Source organism: Microbacterium sp. (assembly GCF_047607225.1).
GTDB lineage: Bacteria > Actinomycetota > Actinomycetes > Actinomycetales > Microbacteriaceae > Microbacterium.
The window spans coordinates 1-21,872 of record NZ_JASGDO010000071.1 but is presented as its reverse complement, the minus strand read 5'-3'; the positions used below and the strand labels follow the sequence as shown (position 1 = coordinate 21,872).

Below are 21,872 nucleotides of genomic sequence, written 5' to 3'. Positions count from 1 at the left end.
GGGCCGTGCGGTAGCGGCCCCGATGCTCATTCGGAGCCGTCCGGAGATCGGATGGGTGCTCTTTTCGCGGCGGGGCCGCCTCGTCCAGCCCGCGCACCGATGGGGCGGGTAGCGTGATCGATCGGCGCGACCGTCCGGCGCGTGTGAGAACGAGGAGTATCGCGATGAGCCACTCGACCTTCGACCCGAACCAGGACGACGTCCTCGCCGCACGGCCATGGCTCCGCGCCTACGCCGACGGGGTGCCGGCGGAGATCCCACCGGTCACCGACACGCTCGTCGAGATGATGGAGTCCTCGGCGCGGAAGCACCGCCGGCGCGTGGCGCTGGAGTTCTTCGGCGCGCAGACGACGTACCGCGAGCTGGGCGATCGCATCGCTCGCGCCGCCGCGGGGCTGCGCTCGCTCGGCGTGCGGGCCGGCGACCGCGTGGCCCTCGTGCTTCCGAACTGCCCCGACCACGTGGTCGCCTTTTACGCGGTGCTCCGGCTCGGGGCGATCGTCGTCGAGCACAACCCCCTCTACACCGCTCGCGAACTGCGCCACCAGTTCGAGGTGCACGGGGCGGACGTCGCGATCGTGTGGGATTCGGTGGCCGACACCATCGCGACGATGCCCGACGACGTCCGCCCCACCCACGTCGTGGCTGTGGACCTCACCGAGGGGATGCCGTGGCGCACGCGGCTCGCGCTGCGGCTCCCGGTCCGGCGTGCACGGACCGCGCGCGCCGCGCTCACACGGCGCCCGACGGCGAAGGGGATCCGGCGGTGGTCGTCGGTCGCCTCGGGCCGCCGGCTGTCCTCGCGGGTCCCCCAGCCCGCCCTCGACGACATCGCGCTCCTGCAGCTCACGAGCGGCACCACCGGTGCCCCGAAGGCGGCGATGCTCTCCCACCGCAACCTCCGCTCCAACGCCGCGCAGGGGCGTGCGTGGCTTCCGGGGCTCCGCGACGGGGAGGAGGTGGTCTACGGCATCCTGCCCCTCTTCCACGCCTACGGGCTCACGCTGTGCCTCACCTTCGCGATGTCGATCGGCGCCAAGCTCGTGCTCTTCCCGAAGTTCGACCTCGACCTCGTCATCGCTGCCAGCCGGACATCGCCTCCCACCTTCCTTCCCGCCGTGCCGCCGATCTACGACGCGCTGGCCCGCGCGAGCGTGCAGGGCCGGATCGACCTCCGCGGCGTGCGCTTCGCGATCTCCGGCGCGATGAGCCTGCCCCTCCCCACGGTCACCAGGTGGGAGGAGGCGACCGGCGGTCTCCTCGTGGAGGGGTACGGGATGACCGAGACCTCACCCGTGGCCCTGGGCAATCCGGTGGGCCCCTCGCGCCGCCCCGGCACCGTGGGCGTCCCGTTCCCCAGCACCGAGATCCGCGTGGTCGACCCGTCGGATCCGACGGTGCGCCGCGCCCCCGGGGAGGAGGGGGAGCTGCTGATCCGCGGCCCGCAGGTTTTCCGCGGGTACTGGAACGGCACCGCCGAGACCGATGCGGTGCTCCTCCCCGGCGGATGGCTGCGCACGGGCGACATCGTGACGGTGTCCGGCGACGGCTTCGTCACGATCGTCGACCGCGTGAAGGAGCTCATCATCACCGGCGGCTTCAACGTGAGCCCGAGCGAAGTGGAGCAGGCGCTCCTTCTCCACCCGGATGTGGCGGAGGCCGCCGTCGTCGGGATCCGTCGCCCGGGAGGAGGCGAGGACGTCACGGCGGCGGTCGTGCTGAGGGAGGGCGCCGTCTTCGACGCCGCCGCTCTGCGGGAGTTTGCGCGGCAGCACCTGACCGCCTACAAGGTCCCGAAGCGGATCGTCGCCCGCGCATCCCTGCCGCGCAATCAGGTGGGGAAGGTCCTCCGTCGCGTCGTGCGCGAGGAGATGAGCCGGCCGGACACCGCGCCGGACACGACGACGGCGGGCTGACCGCGCGCCGGAGCGCAGCTCAGCCCGCCGTCGCGGTGCGGGTCAGTACCAGCCGGTGGACTGGGAGTGCGACCATGCGCCGCACGGGGTGCCGTAGCGGCCGTCGATGTAGCCGAGACCCCAGCGGATCTGCGTGGCTGCGCTCGACTTCCAATCGCTGCCGGCGCTGCCCATCTTGCTTCCGGGCAGTGCCTGTGGGATGCCGTAGGCGCCGCTGGAGGAGTTGTAGGCGCGGTAGTTCCAGCCCGACTCCTTGTTCCAGAGCTTCTCGAGGCAGGAGAACTGGTCCGAGCCCCAGCCGCGATCGGCCAGCAGCGCGCGGGCGGTGGCCTTGGCGCCGGCGACCGAGTTGTCGCCCGACGACGCCGGCGAACCGCTGCTCGTGCCGCCGGAGCTGCTCGATCCGCTCGAGCTCGACGCCGCCTCAGCCTGTGCGGCCGCCTGGCGTGCCGCCGCTTCCGCCTTCTTCTTCGCTGCGGCGGCGGCCTTGCGGCGTTCCTCGGCCTTCTCGGCCTTCTCGAGTCGTGACAGCAGCCGGTCGGTGGCCTTCTCGACCTTCGCCGTATCGGCGGCGGCCTCCTCGGTCGAGGCGGGCAGGAGGAGCACCGGTGTGACCGCGATGGTCTGGAGGGTATCGATGTGATCCTCGACCACCGAGGTGTCGATCGTCTTCGCGCCGGTGATCTTCAGCTTCGACCGGGCGACCTTCTTCTCCGCCGCTTCTGCCTCGGCGACGGCCTCGCGCGCGTCACCGAGAGCATCTCGCGCGTCGTCGACGATGTCGTCGAGCGGCTCGTTGGCCAACGCCTCGGCTTCGGCCGAGAGGTAGGGCGCGGTGGTGTCCACGCCGGCCTCGGAGACGAGGGAGCGCGCGACGGTGGCCGAGACGGCGGTGCGGACGACGGGTCCGGTCGTCTGTTGCGCGACGGCGGCGGGCGCGTTCGAGGTCTGCACGGCCTGCGCGGCGGTGGACATGCCACCGACCAGGCACAGGCCGAGAGCGACGGCGACGGCAGCGGAAACGGACGATTCGCCGGGACGGCGGGGGGTGAAACGCATACGCGGAGATGTCTTTCGGGTGGCTTCGACACGGGCAGATCGCCGTGACAGTGCCCTCGGGCCGGGCACAAGTCCCCGAGTGTGCAGGCCGAATCTGGACGAAACGTGTGGCGATCCTGGGTGATCAGTGAGAGCGGAGGCTCTCCGGGGGAGCGGAAACGAATGTGGTCAGACCTACGGCCGCAACCCCCTGTCGGGGGTGGGGGCGCCGGTATAGAGTCCCGTCTGAAAGATTCCTGAGAGGACGAAGAACATGGCATCCAGTCCTGCAGCCGACATCATCGACGCGGTCGGAGGCGCACAGAACGTCGCGAGTCTGACCCACTGCGCGACACGTCTGCGCTTTCAGTTGCGCGATGGCGACAAGGTCGACAAGACCACTGTGGAGGCCATTCCCGGAGTGATGGGCGCCGTGCCGCAAGCCGGCGATCGCTTCCAGGTCGTGATCGGCGGTGGCGTGCAGACCGTCTACAACGACATCATGGCGCTGCCGCAGATGGCCGACGTCGAGGCGCCGTCCGACGCCGACGTGAAAGCGGCGCAGCGTGCGCGCGGTCCCCGGGGCAACGTCGCGTGGCTCGACTCGCTCTTCGAGTTCCTCTCCGACTCGTTCCGTCCGATCCTCGGGGCGCTCCTGGGCGCCTCTCTGTTCATCACCTTCATGGCCCTCATGTCGACCCTCGGCGTGATCGGCAACTGGGCCGACCCCCGGACCGAGCTGCCGCCGTCCTGGCAGTTCGTCAACCTGATGTGGCAGTGCGTGTTCGTCTTCCTGCCGCTCATGGTCGCCTACAACGCGGCGAACAAGCTCGGCGCCGATCCATGGGTGGGCTTCGCGATCATGGCGGTCGTGATGCTCCCCGGCTTCACGAACCTCGCGAATCAGGATGGCGCCCAGCAGGTGGCCTTCGCCGGATCCGACATCACGACGATCCCGATCTTCGGAATACCGCTGACGATCTTCAACTACAGCTCGCAGGTGTTCCCGCCGCTGCTCATGGCGGCTGTGCTCGGTCCGCTCTACAAGGGCCTCAAGCGGATCATCCCCGACAACCTGCAGCTGATCTTCGTGCCGTTCCTCTCGATGCTCGTCATGATCCCGCTCACCGCCTTCCTGCTCGGTCCCATCGGCGTCTACGCAGGTGCGGCGCTGGCGAACCTGCTGAGCTCGATCAACTCCTTCTCGCCCTTCATCTTCGCGATCATCATTCCGCTGGCCTATCCGTTCATGGTGCCGCTGGGGCTGCACTGGCCGATCAACGCGATCATGCTCCTGAACATCCAGAACCTCGGCTACGACTTCATCCAGGGGCCGATGGGAGCCTGGAACTTCGCGTGCTTCGGCGCCACCGCCGGTGTGCTGCTGCTGGCCTGGCGCGAGAAGGACAAGCAGATGAAGCAGACGGCGACCGGTGCCCTCGCCGCCGGGCTCCTCGGCGGCATCTCCGAGCCGTCGCTCTACGGCATCCACCTGCGGTACAAGCGCATCTACCCGCGGATGCTCGTCGGCTGCCTCACCGGTGGTCTGATCATCGGCGTCGGAAGCCTCGTCCTCGGGCTCGAGAACGGCGTGACGACGAAGGCGTTCGTCTTCACCTCGCTCCTGACGATCCCGGCCTTCGACCCCATCGGGCTCTACGCCATTGCCGTGCTGGCCGCCTTCGCCGTCTCGATGTTCCTCATCGTCGTCGGCGGCTACAAGGACAAGGAGCCGGCGGTCGCTGCCGGCGCGATCGCCGACGCCGCCACGTCGGGCGGCGCGGCGCAGAGGGCGGGTGTCGCGACCGCCGGATCGGTCTCGGAGGTGGCGGGCGGATCGGCCGTGGCTGTTGCTCCGGCCGCCACCGCGACCGCTACCGCACCTGCGGCGAAGGGCGCGGCGGCGCAGGCCGAGCATGTCGCCGAGCTGACGCTGGTCCAGATCATGTCGCCCCTGGAGGGCACCGCGGTGGCGCTCTCGGAGGTGCCCGACCCCGTCTTCGCGGGCGGAGTGATGGGCCCGGGCGTCGCGATCGAGCCCACCGGCGACACCGTCAGCGCGCCCGGGACCGGAGTGGTCGTGGCCGCGCAGCCGACGGGGCACGCCTTCGGTCTGCAGCTGGACAACGGCGCCGAGATCCTCATCCACGTGGGGATCGACACCGTCAACCTGAAGGGCGAGGGGTTCGACGTCAAGGTCTCCAATGGCGATCGCGTCGACGTCGGTGACCCGCTCGTGGTCTTCGACCGCGCCGTCATCGAGAAGGCCGGCTATCCGCTCATCACCCCCGTGATCGTGCTGAACGCGGATGCCTTCGAGACCGTCGACCCCGTGGAGCTGGGCACCGTCTCGGCGGGCGCGCCGCTGCTCGATCTGCAGAAGAAGGGCTGATCGGGGGCGGCGAAGCGAGGCGTGTGCGCCGACGCGCTCAGTGGCCTACGAGTTCAGCGGTCGACGGACGGCAGCGCCGCCACGGCGTCCCACAGCGCGTCAGCCACGTCGCGTTTGGTTCCGCGGACGTCTCCGACGGGGCCGTCCGGGGTCAGCAGGACGGCTTCGTTGTCGGGTGACTCGAAACCGCGGTCCCAGTCGACGCGATTGACGACGAGCAGGTCCGCGCCCTTCCGGGCGAGTTTCCGCCGCCCGCGCTCGAGGAGTTCGGCGTCGTCGTCAGCGGTCTCGGCCGCGAATCCCGCGATGCGCTGCCCGGTCTCCCGGTTCGCCACGAGGTCGAGGAGGATGTCGGGGTTCGCGACCAACGACAGCGTGGCCGTCCCGTCCCCGTCCTCCTTCCGCAGCTTCTGGTCGGAGACGGTCTGCGGGCGGAAATCGGCGACCGCAGCGGCCATGACCACCGCATCGGCGCCCGCGCTCGCGACACGCATCGCCTCGTGGAGCTCGGCGGCGGTGCTCACCCGAGTGACCTCGATCGAGGGGTGGTGGGTGGCCTCGGTCAGCACGCCGTCGTCGACGTGCCCCGCCACGAGGCGCACCCGGGCACCCCGCGCGGCCGCTGCGAGAGCCACCTGCGTGCCCTGCCTTCCGGAGGACCGATTGCCGAGGAAACGCACCGGGTCGAGCGGTTCCCGCGTGCCGCCGGTGGATACCGCCACGATGCGGCCGGCGAGATCCCGGCGCGGCGCGAGCAACGCCTCGGCGGCAGCGGCGATCTCCTCCGGCTCCACCATGCGTCCCGGGCCGCTGTCGCCTCCGGTGAGGGGACCGTCGGCCGGTCCGATCACCTGCACTCCGCGGCTTCGGAGCGTGGCGATGTTGTGCTGCGTGGCGGGGTGCTCCCACATCGCGGTGTGCATCGCGGGCGCCACGAGGACGGGCGCGGTCGTGGCGAGGAGGGTCACCCCCAGCAGGTCGCCGGCGATCCCTGACGACATCTTGGCGAGCGTGTTCGCCGTGGCCGGCGCCACGATCACGAGGTCGGCGCGGGTGCCCAGCGCCACATGGCGGACCTCGGCGACGTCGTCGTGGACGGAAGTCGTGACAGGGTGGCGGCTGATCGCCTCCCAGGTGGCGGTCCCCACGAACCGCAGCGCGTCGTCGGTGGGAACAACGTGCACCTCGTGCCCGTTGGTCACCAGTGCGCGCACGAGAGTGACCGTCTTGTACGCGGCGATGCCGCCGCTGACCCCCACGACAACGAACATGACCCGATCCTCCCACGGCCGCAGGAAGGCAGTCCCATGTGCACCGTGATCGTCCACGTGCCCGCCGATCCGGAGACCCCCACGCGACTCCTCGCCGTGCGGGACGAGGATCCACACCGGGCGTGGGATCGGTTGGGGCAGTGGTGGCCGGTCGAGCACCCCGGCGTCGTCGGCGTCCGTGACGCGCGGGCCGGGGGTGCGTGGCTCGCGGCCGATCCCGCGAGAGGACGCGTGGCGGTGATCCTCAACCGCGCCGAGCTCACCGACGTGGACCCGAGCAGTCTCGGCTCGCGGGGGCACGTCGTGCTCGCAGCGGTAGCGGGGGACGCGCTCCCCGCCGCCCCGCGCGTCCACGGCTTCAACCTCGTCGAGGTCGCCGCCGACGGCACCCGCGTGACCATGTGGGACGGCGAGCGTCTGCGCACCCAGCACCTCGCGCCCGGCGTGCACATGATCGCGCACGACGACGTCGACGACCCGGCGACGGCTCGGATCGTCGCGTGGCGCGACGCCTTCGACATCCCGGGTGGGGCGGATCCGTGGTGGCGCGACTGGCTCGACACCCTCGAGCGCACTGCCGTCCTCGATCCGACGGACGAGCGGGCCATCATCCGGGACAACCGTCCGTACGGGTATCCCACGCAGTCCCTCCTCGTGTGTGCGGCGTCGGTCGACGCGTCCGGAGCCGAGGTCGTCTACGGCGAGCTCGACCGGCCCGGGGAATGGAACCGGCTCGACCTGCACTGACACCGTGTCGGCGGTGTCTGGCACTCTGAGCAGATGAGCGATGCCGAGGAGCGTCCGGCCGTGTTCTTCGCCGATGCGGCCGAGTTCCGGGCGTGGCTGGAGCGCCATCACGACACGGCGACAGAGCTGTGGATGGGGCTGTACCGGAAGGATGATCCCCGGCAGGGCCTCACGTGGGCGGAGGCGGTGCCCGAGGCCCTGTGCTTCGGGTGGATCGACTCGGTCAGTCAGCGCATCGACGAGCACGCCCGGCGTCAGCGCTGGACGCCACGAAAGCCCCGCTCGCACTGGAGCACGGTCAACATCGCGCACGTCGAGCGGCTGATCGCCGAGGGGCGGATGCACCCGGCCGGCCTGGCGGCCTATGAGCGGCGCACCGCCGAGCGCACCGCCCAGGCGTCGTTCGAGCGCGACGACGAGCTGACCGCCGACGAACTGGCCGCACTCGCCGCCGATCGGCGTGCATCAGCGTTCTGGCGCGAGGCGACGCCGACGTATCGGCGCATCGTGGCCACCTGGGTACGCAGCGCCAAGCGGGAGCAGACCCGCCTCGACCGGTTCGCCACGTTCCTTGCCGACAGTGCGGACGGACGCCTGATCCCACCTCAGCGCTACGGCACCGCGCCCGCGTGGCTCACCCGGGCGGCCGCTGCTGCTGCCGCCGCGGACTGACTCCGCTCATCGCGCCGCCCGTTGCAGGAGGAGCACACCGTCGTCGATCGTCACGCTCTCACCCGTCGGCGCCGTCGCCGCGCGGGGACGCACCTCGGCGAGGATCGTCGTCCACTCCGATGCGTCGAGCCTCAGCAGGTCGAGCTCTTCCCGTGGCCCGAGCAGGGGTGGTCCGTCGTGTGCGGAGGTGTCGTCGTCGTGGTTCTTTCGAGCCCACGGCGGCGGGGCGGCATGCGAGAGAACGAGCAGGTGGCCACCGGGCGCGACGCGCTCGGCCGCCGTGCGCAGCAGCGGGATGCGGGGGAAGTCCGGTTCCCACGAGTGCAGAAAGCTGGAGGCCACCAGGTCGAACTTCGCCTCCGGAAGCGCGTGGCCGGCGTCGGCGGCGATGAACCGCACCCGATCGGTGAGCCCGCGCTCCTCGGCCGCTGCGAGGCCACGCGCCACGGCCGTCTCCGACACGTCCACGGCGGTCACCTGCCAGCCTCGTTCGGCGAGCCATACGGCATCGGCCCCCTCGCCGCACCCGATGTCCAGGGCACTGCCGGGCGAGAGCGTCTGGGCGACCGCCGCGAACGTCGCGTTGACACGGCCCGACCAGAACCGTTCGTCGCTCGCGTAGCGCTCCTCCCAGTGGGCGTTGCGCTGGTGACGTCGGGACTCCACCGCGTGGCGGGCGTCTTCGGCGACCAGGGCCGCATTGACCGCGGCGCCTGCCATCGAGCCGGCCCCCATCGAGAGCGGCACGTTCCCGTACGGCGCTGTCGTGTTGCCGGCTGCCCATACGCGCGGGTGACTCGTCGATCCGAGCGCGTCCACGGCCAGCGGTGATCCCGGGCCGTCGGCGCGCGTCAGGTGCAGGCCGTCGACGAACGCCAGGTCGGGGGCGGGAGTGGGCGCGACGAAGAGCGCATCGAGCGGGTGCTCGGTGCCGTTGACGTCCCGCACGGCGGTGAGCGCGCCGGAGTCGCCGGTCACCAGAGCGCGGGCGGGCGCGGTGACCACACGGATGCCGCGTGCGATGAGGCGCGCCATCGTCTCGCTGTCGAGGTGCCCGGCGTCCGCGGTGAAGGCGGTCACATCGTCGCTCCACTGCCGGACGAGTTCGATCTGATGGATGCTCGTCGGCGAGGTCGCCAACACCCCGAGCCGGCGCTCGGCCACCTCCCACCCGTGGCAGTAAGGGCAGTGCAGCACCGAACGGCCCCACAGGGCGGCGAGGCCCTCGACCTCGGGCAGGACGTCACGGATGCCACTGGCGATCACCACCGCGCGGGCGTGGTCGATCGTGCCGTCGTCGCGGATGATCCGCATCCGGTCGCCGTCGTCGATCACCGTGGTCACCGATCCGTCCACCACGACCACGCCGTAGGCGGCGACCTCCTCGCGTCCGCGCCGCAGCAGTTCGGCCGGGTCGACCCCGTCGTGACCGAGCACGCCGTGCATGTGCGCGGCGAAGCGGTTGCGGGGCGAACCGCCGTCGATCACGAGCGTGCGCCGCCTCGCTCGTCCGAGCATCTGCGCCGCGCTCAAGCCCGCTATCCCCCCGCCGATCACCACGGCGTCCCAGCTGCGTTCGTTCGTCATGGCATCCAGCGTCGACCGCGAAGGAACGACTGGCAAACGAGCTTGCAGAAATGGCAAACTACAGAGATGGTGAACCCGCGCGAACACGATGTTCCGGAGAGCGATGTGAGGAACCGCGATGTGCTCGAACAGATCGGTCCGCGGCTGCGCGCTGCACGGCAGGCGCGCGGATGGACGTTGGAGGAGCTCGCCGAGCCGGCCGGGATGTCGGCGAGCACCCTGTCGCGGCTCGAGTCGGGAAAGAGGCAGGCCTCGCTCGAACTGCTGCTACCGCTGACCCGGCGCCTCGGGATGCGCATCGATGACCTGTTGCCGGGAGAGAGGTCTGATCCACGGGTGCGGCGCGCCGTCGAGCGTCGTGACGGGATGGTCATCGCGCCGTTGACGCTCGAACACGCGCCGGTGAAGACCTACAAGATCCGCTACACGCCCGCGGCTGAGGCTCCCGCCCCCCGTGTTCACGACGGCTACGAGTGGCTCTACGTGCTCAGTGGGCGCATCCGGCTCGCGCTGGACGGAGCGGAGCACGTACTCGAGCGGGGCGAGGCGGCGGAGTTCGACACGCGGCTGCCCCACAGCATCAGCGCCACCGCCGACGGTCCGGCGGAACTCATCAGCATCTTCAGCGCCACGGGCGAGCGCATCCACACCCGCGTAGCCGAGAGCTGAGCCCGCACGAACGGCAGACTCGCCGCGCCCCGTCGGTCAGCCCGGCGCGGACGCCGCCCGGGGATGCAGCCTCGACAGACCCCCGACGGCGGCCACAACGGCGGATGCTTCTGCCGACACGCCGGTCATGGCATCCGCGCGCCGGCGTGTCGGGAAGGATCTCCGCCGTTGTGTCTGCCCGTGTGTCTGCACGGAGGGCCACAACGCGGCCGGGTACAGCTAGCCGCGGTGCTCGCGGTAGTAGGCAAGGAGTGCGCGCGTCGAGGCATCCTGGGAGTCGATCGCGGCCTGATCGCCCTCGATGGCGGGCGCGATCTGCAGGGCGAGCTGCTTGCCGAGCTCCACGCCCCACTGGTCGAAGGAGTTGATGCCCCAGATCACGCCCTCCGTGAAGGTGATGTGCTCGTAGAGCGCGACGAGCTCGCCCAGTACCCGCGGCGTGAGCGCAGGGGCGAAGATCGAGGTCGTCGGGCGGTTGCCGGAGAAGGTGCGCGCAGCCACGAGCGGCCCCGTGGTGCCCTCCGCCTCGACCTCCTCGGCCGTCTTGCCGAAGGCGAGCGCCTTGGTCTGGGCGAGGAAGTTCGCGAGGAACAGGCCGTGCACGTCGCGCCCGTCGTCCTGGAGCGGGTAGGCGGGGTTCACGAACGCGATGAAGTCGGCGGGGATCAGGCGTGTGCCCTGGTGGATGAGCTGGTAGAAGGCGTGCTGGCCGTTCGTGCCGGGCTCGCCCCAGAAGATCTCGCCGGTGTCGGTGGTGACGGGCGACCCGTCCCAGCGCACCGACTTGCCGTTGGACTCCATCGTCAGCTGCTGCAGATAGGCGGCGAAGCGGCTGAGCTGCTGGGCGTAGGGGAGGACGGCGTGCGACTGCGCGCCGAGGAAGTTGGTGTACCAGACGTTGAGGAGCCCCATGAGCACGGGAACGTTGCGCTCCAGCGGTGTGTGGGCCACGTGCTCGTCGACCGCGCGGAAGCCGGAGAGGAGATCGCGGAAGGCGTCGGGCCCGAACGTGATCACCAGCGACAGGCCGATCGCCGAGTCGACGGAGTAGCGACCTCCCACCCAGTCCCAGAAGCCGAAGGCGTTGGCGGTGTCGATGCCGAAGGCGGCGACCTTGTCGAGTGCCGTGGAGACCGCCGCGAAGTGGTGGGCCACGGCGTCGGTGCGCTGCGCCTCTGACGCATCGATCGCTCCCGCCGCTTCGAGACCGGCCCACAGCCAGTCGCGGGCGAGGCGCGCGTTGGTGAGGGTCTCCAGCGTCGTGAACGTCTTCGAGGCGACGATGAACAGCGTCGTCTCGGGGTCGAGGTCGGCCGTCTTGTGCGCGAGGTCGAACGGGTCGATGTTGGAGACGAAGCGTGCCTGGATGCCAGCGTCGGCATAGGGCCGGAGCGCTTCGTAGACCATGACGGGACCGAGGTCGGAACCGCCGATGCCGATGTTGACGACGTGCGTCACCTTCTTGCCGGTGACTCCGGTCCACTCTCCCGAGCGCACGCGGTCGGCAAAGGCCGACATCGCCTCCAGTACCTGCTGGACGTCACCGTCGACGTCCTGTCCGTCGACGGTGAGGGCGGGGGTGGTGCCGGCGGGGCGGCGGAGCGCGGTGTGGAGGACGGCGCGGTCCTCGGTGGTGTTGATGTGCCGGCCGGCGAGCATCTCAGCGAAGCGCTCCGCGACGCCCGTCTGTTCCGCGAGACGGATCAGGGAGCCCAGGATCTCGTCGTCGACGAGGTTCTTGGACAGGTCCACGCGGAGGTCGGCGAGGTCGAACGTCAGGCGCTCGACCCGGCCCGGGTCGGCGGCGAACCAGCCGCGGAGGTCGGGGGTGAAGGCGTCGCGGCGGGCGGACAGATCGGCCCAGGCGGCGGTGGTGGTGGCATCGATCGGAGTGGTCACGGGTCCACGGTAGCGCGCCCGCCGACGACTCACGCGCCGTCGTCGCCGTGAATGACGGGGCGCTCGCGCAGCCAGCCGGTGGCCAGCGCAGCCACGGCGATCATCCCGAGCACGCCGAGCGCCACGCCGCCCCAGCCTTGCCGGTCGTAGGCGAAGCCCAGTGCCCAGCCGAACAGGCTCGACCCTCCGTAGTAGCCGAGGTAGTAGAGGGATGCCGCCTGAGCGCGTGCCTCGGGGCGTGCCCGCGCCGGCGCCCACCCCGACGCGACGGCGTGGGCGGCGAAGAAGCCCGCCGTCAGCACGAGCAGGCCCGCGACGACGAGCCACAGCTGAGTCGACAGCGTCGTCGCGATTCCCGCCGCCATCACGCCGAGCGAGGTCAGCAGGACGGGGAGGCGACCGAATCGCGCCGCGAGGCGACCCGCCCACGGCGAGGCGACGGTCCCGGCGAGGTAGGCGAGGAAGAGTGACGAGACGATCCACAGCGGGAGCGCGAACGGCTCGGCCACCAGCCGGAAACCGAGATAGTTGTACACCGCGACGAATCCGCCCATGAGGAGAAACCCCTGCAGGTAGAGCGCCATCTGGCCGCGGTCGCGGAGATTGATGCCCAGCCGTCGCGCGAGGTTCCGGCCGGCGCCTCGTGACGGCGGGGCCGGCACGAACCCTCGCGCGGCGGGGATGAGCCGGAGGAAGAGCACTGCGGAGGCGGCGCAGACCACCGCGACCGCGAAGACCCCGACGTGCCAATCGCCGAGATCGCCGAAGGGCCCGGCGACGAGGCGGCCGGTGAGCCCGCCGATCGTGGTTCCGGCGATGTAGCTCCCGGCCGCGCTGGCCGTGTGGGCCGGGGTGACCTCCTCGGCGAGGTAGGCGAGGGCGATCGCGGGCACCGCCCCCAGGGCCACCCCCTCCAGCAGCCGAGCCGTCAGGAGGACCTCGAGGGTCGGGGCCAGCGGCGCCAGCAGTCCGATCGTCGTCGCCGCGAGGATTCCGACGGTCATGGCCCGGACCCGCCCGATGCGGTCGGCGACGAACGACCAGCCGATCACGGATCCGGCAAGCCCTAGCGTCGTCACCGAGACCGTGAGGGCTGCGGTGGCCGGGGCCACGTCGAAGGTCGTGGCGATGAAGGGCAGGACCGCCTGGGTCGAGTACAGCTGCGCGAAGGTGGCGACCCCGGCGAAGAACAGGGCGACGAGCAGGCGACGGTACTCGCGATCGCCCGGCCCGTGTCCCGCGAAATCGCCCACGCCGCCACGCTACCGGCCCGGTCGCCGCGACAGGGCGGGCGACCGGGCCGGTCAGGTCAGTCAGATCCTCGGGTCAGTCGAGCGGGACCATGCGGACGGTGCCGGCCGAGACGCTGACATCGATGCGGTCGGGAGAGCCCGGGTCGACGGCGAGGTCGTGGGAGAAGTCTCCCGCGGCGACGTCGCTGCGCAGCGCATAGGTGCCGCGCGGCACGGCCAGGTCGATCCTGCCGGCGTTCACCTCGACCGAGACCGTGGAGGGCGGCGTTCCGCGGAGGGTGCCCCGGAGCGATCCGGCGCTCACGGTGAAGGCGGCCTCGTCGACGCCACTGAGGTCGATGTCGGCCGAGCCGGCGCTCACCTCGGTGCGAACGCTCCGGGCGGACCCGTCGACGCGGAGGGAGCCGGCGTCGAGGGTGAGCTCCAGGTCGCCGAAGCGCCCCTCGGCCGTCAGGGTGCCGCCGCTGACTCCGGCCCGGGTGTCGGTGCCTTCCAGAGAGCGCGGCAGGATGAGCTCGGCCTTGTCTCCCGACTGGAGCCATCCCCACCCGGCCCACCAGTCGCGGCGGGAGTCGACGAGGAGGCGGTCGCCGTCGCGGCGGATCTTCCAGCTGTCGGCGCCCGAGAGGCTGCGCACCTGGAGGGTCGCCTCGGTGACGTCCCCGTAGCCGACCGATACCTCGGCGGCGCTCGCGTTGATCTCCACTGCCTGGACACCCACGACCGACGAGGTGAGCGTGCCGTCCTGCACGGCGGCGGAGCGCACGATGCCGATCGTCCCGCTCGCGACGGTGCCCGCGATCAGGACGGCTCCGGCGCAGATCGCGATGATCGAGACGGCGCGCGACGATCCTCGCCGCGGGGTGGCGGGCGTGGCCTCGGGTGCCGGCTCGTGGGCCGGGGCGTCGGGGGGAGTGAGGGTCGTGCTCATCGGAGGGATCCGTTCTGTGTGTCGCCGCCGTGCTCGAGGTGGACGAGCGCGGCCAGCACGCGTCGGTTGCCGTGCTCGTCGGGTTCGAGCCCCAGCTTCTGGAAGAGGGAGGTGATGTACTTCTCGACGCTCGCTTCGCTCACGAACAGCGTCTGTGCGATCGCCTGGTTGCTCTTGCCCTCGGCGATCAGGGCGAGGACGGTGCGCTCCCTGTCGGTGAGGCGGGAGAGCCGTTCGTCGCGCGCACGTCGGGTGAGCAACTGCGCCACCACTTCGGGGTCGAGGACGGTGGCGCCGGCCCGGATCCGTTCGACGGACTCGAGGAAGTCGCCGACATCGGCCACGCGGTCCTTCAGGAGGTAGCCGAGGGCGGCGCCGTGCGAGGTGATGAGCTCGCTCGCGTAGCGCTCCTCGACGTACTGGCTGAGCACGAGCACGGGGAGCTGCGGGTCGGCGGCGCGCAGGTCGAGAGCGGCGCGGATCCCCTCGTCGGTGTAGGTCGGCGGGAGTCGCACGTCGAGGATGCAGAGCTCCGGTCCGGTGGCGGCGACCGTCTCGGTCAGCCCTTCCGCGTCGGTGACGGCGGCGACCACGTCGTGCCCGGCGTCGGCCAGCACGCGGACGAGTCCTTCTCGCAGCAGCGTGGAGTCTTCGCAGATCAGGATGCGCATGGGACGCTCACCTCCAGAGCGGTCGGACCGCCGGTCGGGCTGTCGAGGCGCGAGGTGCCCCCCGCCGCGACGATGCGGTTGACGATGCCGTCGAGGCCCCCGCCCGGGACGACTCGCGCGCCTCCGACACCGTTGTCCTCCACTCGGGCCCAGAGCCAGGTCGCGCCGGCCTCGGTGCGGCGCCGCACCGTCACGCGGCAGTCGCTGGCACGCGAGTGCTTGGCCGCATTGGTGATCGACTCGGCGATGGAGAAGTAGAGCGCGGCTTCGGCGGTGCGACTGCAGCGCCCGTCGAGCCGGACGTCGAGGGTGACCGGCACGGGGGAACGCGCCGCGAGGGCGGACAGCGCCGCGTCGAGGCCACGGTCGTCGAGCACCGACGCGTGGATCCCTCTGGCCAGTTGCCGGAGCTCGGTGATCGCGGCCTTGGTGGAGGTGTGGGCCTCGTCGATCAGCGCCTTGGCGGCGGCAGGGTCGCTGTCGATCTTCTGTTGGGCCAGGCCCAGCGTCATCCCCACGGATACGAGTCGCGGTTGCACGCCGTCGTGCAGGTCGCGCTCCAGGCGAGTGCGTTCCACTTCGCTGGCGCGGACGGCTCCGGCCCGCTGCTCTCCGGCGGCCCGTGCCTGCTCGGCCAGCAGCGCTTCGCGCGAGGGCACCAGGATCGCTCGCGTGAGGGTGGCGTGCAGCACCGCGATGCCGAACAGCAAGGCGAGGCTCGCGAGGATCCCGAGCGTGCCCAGCACCACCGCCCACGTGGGCGTCAGCTCGGCCTCGCCCCAGGGGAATCGGCTGCGTCCCGTGGCCGGGGTGATGAGAAGTCCCACCGAGACGACGACCCACGCCACGAGCGGAAGGACGAACAGGCCGAGGACGGTACTGATCGCCGCGCTGGAGATGCCCCGCCACATCGCGCCGTCGGCGAACTGCTGGAGCAGCGTGCGCAGCCACCCGGCGAACCCCGGTTGCCCGCTCGATCGTGGTCGGAGTGCCGGGAGTCCATAGCCGTAGAGGCCCTCGACGCGCTCGAACTCGAGCCATGCCGTGGCCCACGCGGTGTAGACGAAGGCGACGAGGAAGAGGAGCCCGATCCCGAGCGCCAGGATGAGCCCGACCCCGGCGCTGATCATCGCGATCAGGAACGAGAACACGATCGTGCCGACGATGCCGAGCGCCGCCAGCTGTGCGAGGGCGCCGAGGTGACGCCCGAGGCCCATGCGACGGCGGGGGAGTGCTGCGGAAGTCATGTCTCCACGCTAGGGCGACAGGCGGATCGGCGCGGCCGAGGTGCCCCGAGAGAGGAGTTCGGGTTATCCCGACACTCGGTGGAGGAGCGTCTCGCGTTAATGAGAATGATTCTCATTCATGCTAGCGTCGTCGCGTGCGTCTCCCCCGCTTCCTCCTGCCCGCTGTCGCTCTGCTGACCGTCGTCCCTGCCTTCGCCGGATGCGCCGCGCCGGGCCCGGAGGTCGGCGATCGGGGGGCGACGGGGGCGACGTCCTCGTCGACCATGCCCGGATCGGATGCGGTACCGCGCGACGGCGTGCGCGAGCTCGCGGAGCCCGCCCTCCAGATCACGAGCCTCACCCCCGACGGCACCGTCGTCCAGCTCGACCTGGCCTCGGAGGAGTCGGCCGAGATCGCTCGGATCGCCCCCGCCGAACGCGTCGTGGGCGACGGGCGCTACCTCTTCGCGCTCCGTCCGGGATCGGTCACGGTCGTCGACAGCGGCGCCTGGACCTGGAATCACGGCGATCACGTCCACTACTACCGCGGTGAGGCGCGCGTCGTCGGCGACGTCTCCGGCGACGGCTGGCCTACCGTCGTCCCTGGAGAGCGAAGCATCGGCATCCACTTCGACGGCGGCGCGGAGGGTGTGTCCGAGGCCGTGCTCGTGAAGGCCGCGCCCCTGGCCGACGGCGAGATCGTCGAGCTCTTCCGGATCGGCGCCGAGGCGCATGCGCCGCTCGTGGTTCCGCTCGCCTACGGCGCGTGGGTCGCCGAGTCCGCTGCGACGGGGCAGACGGCGACCCTGCGGGAAGTCGGCGAGGACGGCCGCCGCGGCGAGGAGACGGCCTGCCGCGGCGCCCGGAGTCCGATCGTCACGGTGGTCGGTGTCGTCGTCGAGTGCCACGACGGTGCCCTTCTGGCGGTGGACGGTCGGCCCGCCCGCGCCGAACGGATCCCGCTTCCCGGTGACGCAGCATCGCAGGCGTCGACCTCTTCGCTCGCGGGGCGGGAGGGGAGGCCCACCGTCGCGGCGCTCGCCGGGGAGCACGCAATCCGGCTCCTCGACACCCGTGACCGGCAGTGGCGGCACCTCGCCGTCGATGCGCCGCTCGTCGCGGTGACCGCCGTCGACGATCGGGACGGACACGTCGTCGCCGTGGCCGCCGACGGTGCCGTCCGAGTCTTCGCCGACGAGGCCGGATCGCCTGTGCCCGTCGAGGTCGCCCTCGACGGGGAGGACGCCGTACTCCTCGCGCGCGCCGGGTCGGTGGTGGCGCTCTTCCCCGAGCAGCACACCACCTACGTGGTCGCCGGTGGCCGCGTGCTTGCGATCGATCCCGCCGCGGCTCGGGTCGAACATCGGTACTCCGTGCCGGCCGACGGCGCAGCGGTGCTGAGCGGCCGCTGACCCCGCCCGAACTCCTCCTTCTCCCTCGCTTCGCGACCCGCCGGGTCGCATCCGAGCCCCCGGGCTCTCCGTCAGAAAGGAAACCCATGAAACGACCCCTGCCCCAGGCCGCAGGAGCCGCCGCGGCCATCGTCACGATCGCGACGATGGCCCTCACCGCCTGCGCCGGTCCCGGGACGAGCGGTCCTGCGCCGACGGCCTCGCGGAGTTCCGCCGCAGCCGCCGACGGTCCTCGCGTCGCCGTCGCGTACGCCGGCGGAGTCCTCGTGCTCGACGGGAGGACGCTCGAGGTCCTCGCCGACGAGCCGTCGGAGCAGTTCGTTCGGCTCAACACCGCCGGCGACGACCGCCACGCGTTCGTGACGACCTCGCAGGGCTTCCAGCTCCTCGACCTGCGCACGCCGGAGCTGACGGGCCTCGTCGTCAAGGCCGCGGCGGCCGGTCACGTCGTCCGTCACGCCGGAAAGACCGTGCTCTACGACGATGCGACGAGCGACACGACGGTCTTCGAGACGGCGGACCTCGCCGCCGTTGACGGTGCGCTCCCGGAAGCTCGGGTGATCCCCGGCGTCGAGGCGCACCACGGCGTGTCCGTCGTCCTCACCGACGGATCCCTCCTGACGACGGTCGGCGACGAGTCCGCCCGCACCGGGATCCGGGTGACCGACGCCGCAGGTGCCGAGATCGCCGTGAGCGACGAATGCCCGAGCGTGCACGGCGAAGGCACCGCGAAGGGCGAAGCGGTCGTCGTGGGATGCGAAGACGGCGCGCTCGTGTACCGCGACGGCACCATCACCAAGCTCGACTCTCCCGACGCTTACGGCCGCATCGGCAACGCCTACGTGTCGGAGGAGAGCCCCCTCGTCGTCATGGACTACAAGGACGATCCCGATGCCGAGGGATACCTGCTGCACCGTCTCGCGCTCGTCGACACCGAGGCGTTGACGCTGAAGGTGGTCGATCTTCCGGACGGCGTGGAGTACACGTGGCGTGGCGTCACCCGCGGGCACGACGGGGAAGCGCTCCTGCTCGGATCCGATGGCCGCGTGCACGTCATCGACCCCGCGACCGGTGAGGTGACCGCTTCCCACGAGGCGATCGACCCGTGGCAGAGTCCCGCCGAGTGGCAGGACGAGCACCCGGCCCTCGCGGTGGCCGGAGAGGTGCTCTACGTGACCGACGCGGAGCGCCGGCGCATCGTCGCCCTCGACGTCCACACCGGCGAGCGGATCGCCGAGGCCGCCCTGCCGGTCACGCCCAACGAGATCGTGGCGATCGACTGATCCGGTCGGCTCCTCGAAGGGGACGCCGGGGGCTTGCCCCGGCGTCCCCTTCGTCGGGTGCGACGAGTCAGCGCCGGCGCGCGGACGCCGTCGCAAGGAAGTCGACGCGTCCATCGGCGTGGGCGATCACGGAACCCGTCGCCCCAAACCGCGTCTCGACGAGATCGACGGTGATCACCTCAGCGGGAGGGCCGTCGGCGACGATCCGCCCGCCTGCGAGCACGACGATCCGGTCGGCGAACCGCCCGGCGTGGGCGAGGTCGTGGAGGACGACCAAGACGCCGATGCCTCGATCGCGCAACCGGGCGAGCAGTTCGAGGAGCTCGAGCTGGTGCCCGAGGTCGAGAAATGTCGTCGGCTCGTCCAAGAGGATCAAGGGCGCATCCTGCGCGAGGGTCATCGCGATCCAGGCGCGTTGACGCTCTCCGCCGGAGAGGGCTTCGGCGGCTCGGTCGGCGAGGGTCGTGAGGCCGGTCAGGTCCAGGGCGTCCGACACTGCTGCGGCGTCGGCGGCAGTCGGACGTCGGAGTGCCGAACGGTGTGCGAACCGTCCCTGCGCCACGAGCTCGCGCACCGTGATGCCCTCCGGCGTCGACGGGCTCTGCGGGAGGAGTGCGAGCCGTCGCGCCCGCTCGCGCGCGGGAAGGCTCCGTACCTCGGTGCCCCCGATCAGCACACGCCCGGCGAGCGGGGGGAGCAGCCCCGCCGCCGTGCGCAGGAGCGACGACTTGCCGCTGCCGTTGGCGCCGACGAGCGCCACGATCTCGCGCGGGTGGACGCGCACCGACACGTCGTCGACGACGGTGCGCCGACCGTATGCCGACGTGACGTCGGTGATCTCGAGCAGGGGGGAGGTCATCGGGACCGGTCTCCTCTCAGGAGCAGGATCAGGAGCAGGGGCCCTCCCACGACGGCGGTCATTGCGCCGGCGGGCAGCTGGGCGCGATTGTGGATGTCGGCCAGTGCGGTGAGGTGTGTGAGGGAGGCCGAGATGAGGTCGGCGGCGCCGAGGAGCAGAGCTCCCGTGAGGGCGGCCGACGGGATCAGCAGCCGCGGATGCGCGGCGCCCAGCAGGCGCGCCAGATGCGGCCCCAGCAGGCCGATGAATCCGATCGCGCCGACGGCGTTCACCGCCCCGGCGGTGAGGAGGATGGCGGTGACGACGACCGCCGATCCTGCCGCTTTCACACGCAGGCCGACACCGTGTGCCGCGTCGGGGCCGAGCCAGAGGGCCGCAGCGGCGCTGCGCAGAGCGAGAGCGAGCGAGAGCGTGACGAGGGCCCAGGGCCACAGGAGCGCCCAGTCCTCCCATACGCGACCGTTGAGCGATCCCACCACCCATCGCAGCACCGTCGAGAAGAGGGCTCCGTCCAGGAGCAGGAGCACGGAGACGATACCGGAGAGCACGGCCGAGACTACGACGCCGGTGAGGAGCATCTGCACGGGCCGGCGAGCGCCACCGCCAAGACCCAGCACCAGACTCCCCGCGGCGATGCCGCCCGCCGTGGCCGCCACGAGAGGCCACGGCGGGGGCAACCGGTCGACGCCGAGGATGGTCGTCGCGCCGACGATCGCGAGCACGGCGCCCGCGCTCACTCCCAGCAGGCCGGGGTCGGCGAGGGGATTTCGGAGGGTCGTCTGCAGCAGGGCGCCCGCGACACCGAGCAGGGCGCCCGCGGTCAGCGCGATGAGCACGCGGGGGAGGCGAAGCCCCACGACGATGCGTCGCGCCGCTTCGTGCCCGGGAAGGTCCGCGAGGGCCCCGACGACCTCGGCCGGCGAGAGCGGATGGGTGCCGATGCCCAGGGAGAGCACCGCGATCACGGGGACCGCCGCCAGTAGCACCGCCCACGTGACCCGTCGACTTCTGCGCGCCGTCGAGAGAGTCATGCCCCTCTCCTCGCCTCGTCGGTCCGTCCCGGTTCCGTGCGTCCCGGATCGACCTCTCTCGCCCGGGGTAGCCGCAGCGCCACGAGCAGGAGCGGACCGCCGATGATGACGGTCACCGCTCCCACCGCGATCTCCCGGGGAAAGGCGAGCCAATGACAGACCGTGTCGGTGAAGACCAGGAGTGCTGCTCCGCATAGCGCCGACAGGCCGATCACGGTGGTCGATCGCGCGGCCCCCGCCATCCGGCGCACGAGATGCGGCGTCAGCAGGGCGATGAAGCCGATCGGGCCGCACACCGACACGACGGCGGCCGAGAGGAGGCAGGCGAGTGTGACCACGAGCCGCCGAGACCGGGCGACATCGATACCCAGACCGTGGGCCACGTCGTCGCCGAGCCGGAGGGCGTCCAGTCGTCGCGCGGCGAGGAGGGCCAGGGGCACGGAGACCGCGATCCACGGCAGGGCGAGCGCGAGGTGGTCTCCCGTCCGGTTGGCGAGGCTGCCGAGGAGATACGTGTAGAAGAGCCCGACGTCGCTGGGGGAGCCGAGCGTGATGATGGCGATGACGATGCCCTGGAGGACGGTGGCGCAGGACACGCCGAGAAGGACGATCGCGCCGCGCGAGCGCATCCTCTGCGCGACGCCCACGACGACGAGGGCCACCGCGAGCCCTCCGCACAGTCCCGCGAGCGGCACGAGCGGGCGCGGGACGGGCAGCCCCGCCACGGCGATGAGGGCGACGACGAGCGAGGTGCCGCCCTGGACGCCCGTGAGGTCGGGGGAGGCGAGCGGGTTCTGGAGGGCGTCCTGCATGAGTGCCCCCGCGACGGCGAGCGCGGCGCCGGCGACGAGGGCCAGCAGGTACCGCGGCACGCGGAGCTGTGAGACGGCGAGGTGCGCGATCGTGTCGGAGTCTGCCCAGAGCGCGGCCCACGCGTCGGGGAGGCTCAGCGCGGGGGCGCCGGTGACGAGGGCGAGGGGGGCGCTGGCGGCGATCATGAGGATCGCCGCCAGCG

General features: G+C 71.5%; 18 protein-coding genes. 7 read left to right on the top strand and 11 right to left on the bottom strand.

What is annotated here, in order from left to right; translation table 11 throughout:
* Positions 1–164 precede the first annotated feature (164 nt).
* Entirely contained in the window at positions 165–1,916 is a 1,752-nt protein-coding gene (locus QM591_RS14915) for a long-chain-fatty-acid--CoA ligase (protein WP_415133459.1), read from the top strand.
* 42 nt (positions 1,917–1,958) lie between these two features.
* Here the strand turns inward: QM591_RS14915 and QM591_RS14910 are convergent, their stop codons facing one another.
* Positions 1,959–2,975, bottom strand: coding sequence for a lytic transglycosylase domain-containing protein (locus QM591_RS14910; RefSeq protein ID WP_415133457.1), 1,017 nt, complete (start codon positions 2,973–2,975; stop codon positions 1,959–1,961).
* A 253-nt stretch (positions 2,976–3,228) separates the two neighbouring features.
* Between QM591_RS14910 and QM591_RS14905 the strand changes: the two genes are divergently transcribed.
* Positions 3,229–5,346, top strand: coding sequence for a glucose PTS transporter subunit IIA (locus tag QM591_RS14905; protein WP_415133455.1), 2,118 nt, complete (start codon positions 3,229–3,231; stop codon positions 5,344–5,346).
* A gap of 53 nt (positions 5,347–5,399) precedes the next feature.
* On the opposite strand, the gene coaBC is transcribed toward QM591_RS14905, so the two are convergent.
* A complete protein-coding gene (gene coaBC / locus QM591_RS14900) occupies positions 5,400–6,617 on the bottom strand; it encodes a bifunctional phosphopantothenoylcysteine decarboxylase/phosphopantothenate--cysteine ligase CoaBC (protein WP_415133453.1) in 1,218 nt (405 codons plus the stop codon).
* A 36-nt stretch (positions 6,618–6,653) separates the two neighbouring features.
* Between coaBC and QM591_RS14895 the strand changes: the two genes are divergently transcribed.
* Positions 6,654–7,364, top strand: a complete 711-nt coding sequence (locus QM591_RS14895; protein ID WP_415133451.1) for an NRDE family protein — start codon at positions 6,654–6,656, stop codon at positions 7,362–7,364.
* Between the two features lie 33 nt (positions 7,365–7,397).
* On the top strand, positions 7,398–8,036 hold the full coding sequence (locus QM591_RS14890; RefSeq protein WP_415133449.1) for a YdeI/OmpD-associated family protein: 639 nt from the start codon (positions 7,398–7,400) through the stop codon (positions 8,034–8,036).
* Between the two features lie 6 nt (positions 8,037–8,042).
* Here QM591_RS14890 and QM591_RS14885 read toward each other — a convergent pair whose 3' ends face one another.
* On the bottom strand, positions 8,043–9,623 hold the full coding sequence (locus QM591_RS14885; RefSeq protein ID WP_415133447.1) for an FAD-dependent oxidoreductase: 1,581 nt from the start codon (positions 9,621–9,623) through the stop codon (positions 8,043–8,045).
* Between the two features lie 66 nt (positions 9,624–9,689).
* Between QM591_RS14885 and QM591_RS14880 the strand changes: the two genes are divergently transcribed.
* On the top strand, positions 9,690–10,292 hold the full coding sequence (locus QM591_RS14880) for a helix-turn-helix domain-containing protein (RefSeq protein ID WP_415133445.1): 603 nt from the start codon (positions 9,690–9,692) through the stop codon (positions 10,290–10,292).
* Positions 10,293–10,511: 219 nt separating this feature from the next.
* Here QM591_RS14880 and pgi read toward each other — a convergent pair whose 3' ends face one another.
* The 5 genes from pgi to QM591_RS14855 form a co-directional block, all read right to left on the bottom strand.
* Positions 10,512–12,191 (bottom strand): glucose-6-phosphate isomerase, encoded by a 1,680-nt coding sequence (pgi, locus tag QM591_RS14875; RefSeq protein WP_415133443.1) that lies wholly within the window; start codon positions 12,189–12,191, stop codon positions 10,512–10,514.
* Between the two features lie 29 nt (positions 12,192–12,220).
* Complete coding sequence (locus QM591_RS14870; protein ID WP_415133441.1) at positions 12,221–13,444, bottom strand: MFS transporter; 1,224 nt, start codon at positions 13,442–13,444, stop codon at positions 12,221–12,223.
* A gap of 73 nt (positions 13,445–13,517) precedes the next feature.
* Positions 13,518–14,375 carry a hypothetical protein gene (locus QM591_RS14865; protein WP_415133439.1) on the bottom strand — a complete coding sequence of 286 codons (858 nt, stop codon included), beginning with the start codon at positions 14,373–14,375 and terminating at the stop codon, positions 13,518–13,520.
* On the bottom strand, positions 14,372–15,046 hold the full coding sequence (locus QM591_RS14860) for a LuxR C-terminal-related transcriptional regulator (RefSeq protein WP_415133437.1): 675 nt from the start codon (positions 15,044–15,046) through the stop codon (positions 14,372–14,374). The genes QM591_RS14865 and QM591_RS14860 overlap by 4 nt, the downstream gene beginning before the upstream one ends.
* Entirely contained in the window at positions 15,034–16,293 is a 1,260-nt protein-coding gene (locus QM591_RS14855) for a histidine kinase (protein ID WP_415133435.1), read from the bottom strand. Before QM591_RS14855 ends, QM591_RS14860 begins: the two co-directional genes overlap by 13 nt.
* Positions 16,294–16,427: 134 nt before the next feature.
* On the opposite strand from QM591_RS14855, the gene QM591_RS14850 reads away from it, so the two are divergent.
* On the top strand, positions 16,428–17,684 hold the full coding sequence (locus tag QM591_RS14850) for a hypothetical protein (RefSeq protein WP_415133433.1): 1,257 nt from the start codon (positions 16,428–16,430) through the stop codon (positions 17,682–17,684).
* An 86-nt stretch (positions 17,685–17,770) separates the two neighbouring features.
* Positions 17,771–18,967, top strand: a complete 1,197-nt coding sequence (aztD, locus tag QM591_RS14845) for a zinc metallochaperone AztD (protein ID WP_415133431.1) — start codon at positions 17,771–17,773, stop codon at positions 18,965–18,967.
* A gap of 67 nt (positions 18,968–19,034) precedes the next feature.
* Here aztD and QM591_RS14840 read toward each other — a convergent pair whose 3' ends face one another.
* The 3 genes from QM591_RS14840 to QM591_RS14830 form a co-directional block, all read right to left on the bottom strand.
* Positions 19,035–19,826 (bottom strand): ABC transporter ATP-binding protein, encoded by a 792-nt coding sequence (locus QM591_RS14840; RefSeq protein ID WP_415133429.1) that lies wholly within the window; start codon positions 19,824–19,826, stop codon positions 19,035–19,037.
* Positions 19,823–20,857, bottom strand: coding sequence for a FecCD family ABC transporter permease (locus QM591_RS14835; RefSeq protein WP_415133427.1), 1,035 nt, complete (start codon positions 20,855–20,857; stop codon positions 19,823–19,825). Before QM591_RS14835 ends, QM591_RS14840 begins: the two co-directional genes overlap by 4 nt.
* Positions 20,854–21,872, bottom strand: a 1,019-nt coding sequence (locus QM591_RS14830) for a FecCD family ABC transporter permease (RefSeq protein ID WP_415133425.1), incomplete at its 5' end; no start/stop codon positions are given. The genes QM591_RS14835 and QM591_RS14830, both read right to left, overlap by 4 nt.

Bases quoted from the DNA above. Each gene is read 5' to 3' on its own strand.
- QM591_RS14855 (WP_415133435.1), bottom strand. From the start codon at position 16,293: ATGACTTCCGCAGCACTCCCCCGCCGTCGCATGGGCCTCGGGCGTCAC.
- QM591_RS14890 (WP_415133449.1), top strand. From the start codon at position 7,398: ATGAGCGATGCCGAGGAGCGTCCGGCCGTGTTCTTCGCCGATGCGGCC.
- QM591_RS14895 (WP_415133451.1), top strand. From the start codon at position 6,654: ATGTGCACCGTGATCGTCCACGTGCCCGCCGATCCGGAGACCCCCACG.
- QM591_RS14915 (WP_415133459.1), top strand. From the start codon at position 165: ATGAGCCACTCGACCTTCGACCCGAACCAGGACGACGTCCTCGCCGCA.
- QM591_RS14865 (WP_415133439.1), bottom strand. From the start codon at position 14,375: ATGAGCACGACCCTCACTCCCCCCGACGCCCCGGCCCACGAGCCGGCA.
- QM591_RS14880 (WP_415133445.1), top strand. From the start codon at position 9,690: ATGGTGAACCCGCGCGAACACGATGTTCCGGAGAGCGATGTGAGGAAC.
- QM591_RS14885 (WP_415133447.1), bottom strand. From the start codon at position 9,623: ATGACGAACGAACGCAGCTGGGACGCCGTGGTGATCGGCGGGGGGATA.
- QM591_RS14840 (WP_415133429.1), bottom strand. From the start codon at position 19,826: ATGACCTCCCCCCTGCTCGAGATCACCGACGTCACGTCGGCATACGGT.
- coaBC (WP_415133453.1), bottom strand. From the start codon at position 6,617: ATGTTCGTTGTCGTGGGGGTCAGCGGCGGCATCGCCGCGTACAAGACG.
- QM591_RS14905 (WP_415133455.1), top strand. From the start codon at position 3,229: ATGGCATCCAGTCCTGCAGCCGACATCATCGACGCGGTCGGAGGCGCA.
- aztD (WP_415133431.1), top strand. From the start codon at position 17,771: ATGAAACGACCCCTGCCCCAGGCCGCAGGAGCCGCCGCGGCCATCGTC.
- QM591_RS14860 (WP_415133437.1), bottom strand. From the start codon at position 15,046: ATGCGCATCCTGATCTGCGAAGACTCCACGCTGCTGCGAGAAGGACTC.
- QM591_RS14835 (WP_415133427.1), bottom strand. From the start codon at position 20,857: ATGACTCTCTCGACGGCGCGCAGAAGTCGACGGGTCACGTGGGCGGTG.
- QM591_RS14910 (WP_415133457.1), bottom strand. From the start codon at position 2,975: ATGCGTTTCACCCCCCGCCGTCCCGGCGAATCGTCCGTTTCCGCTGCC.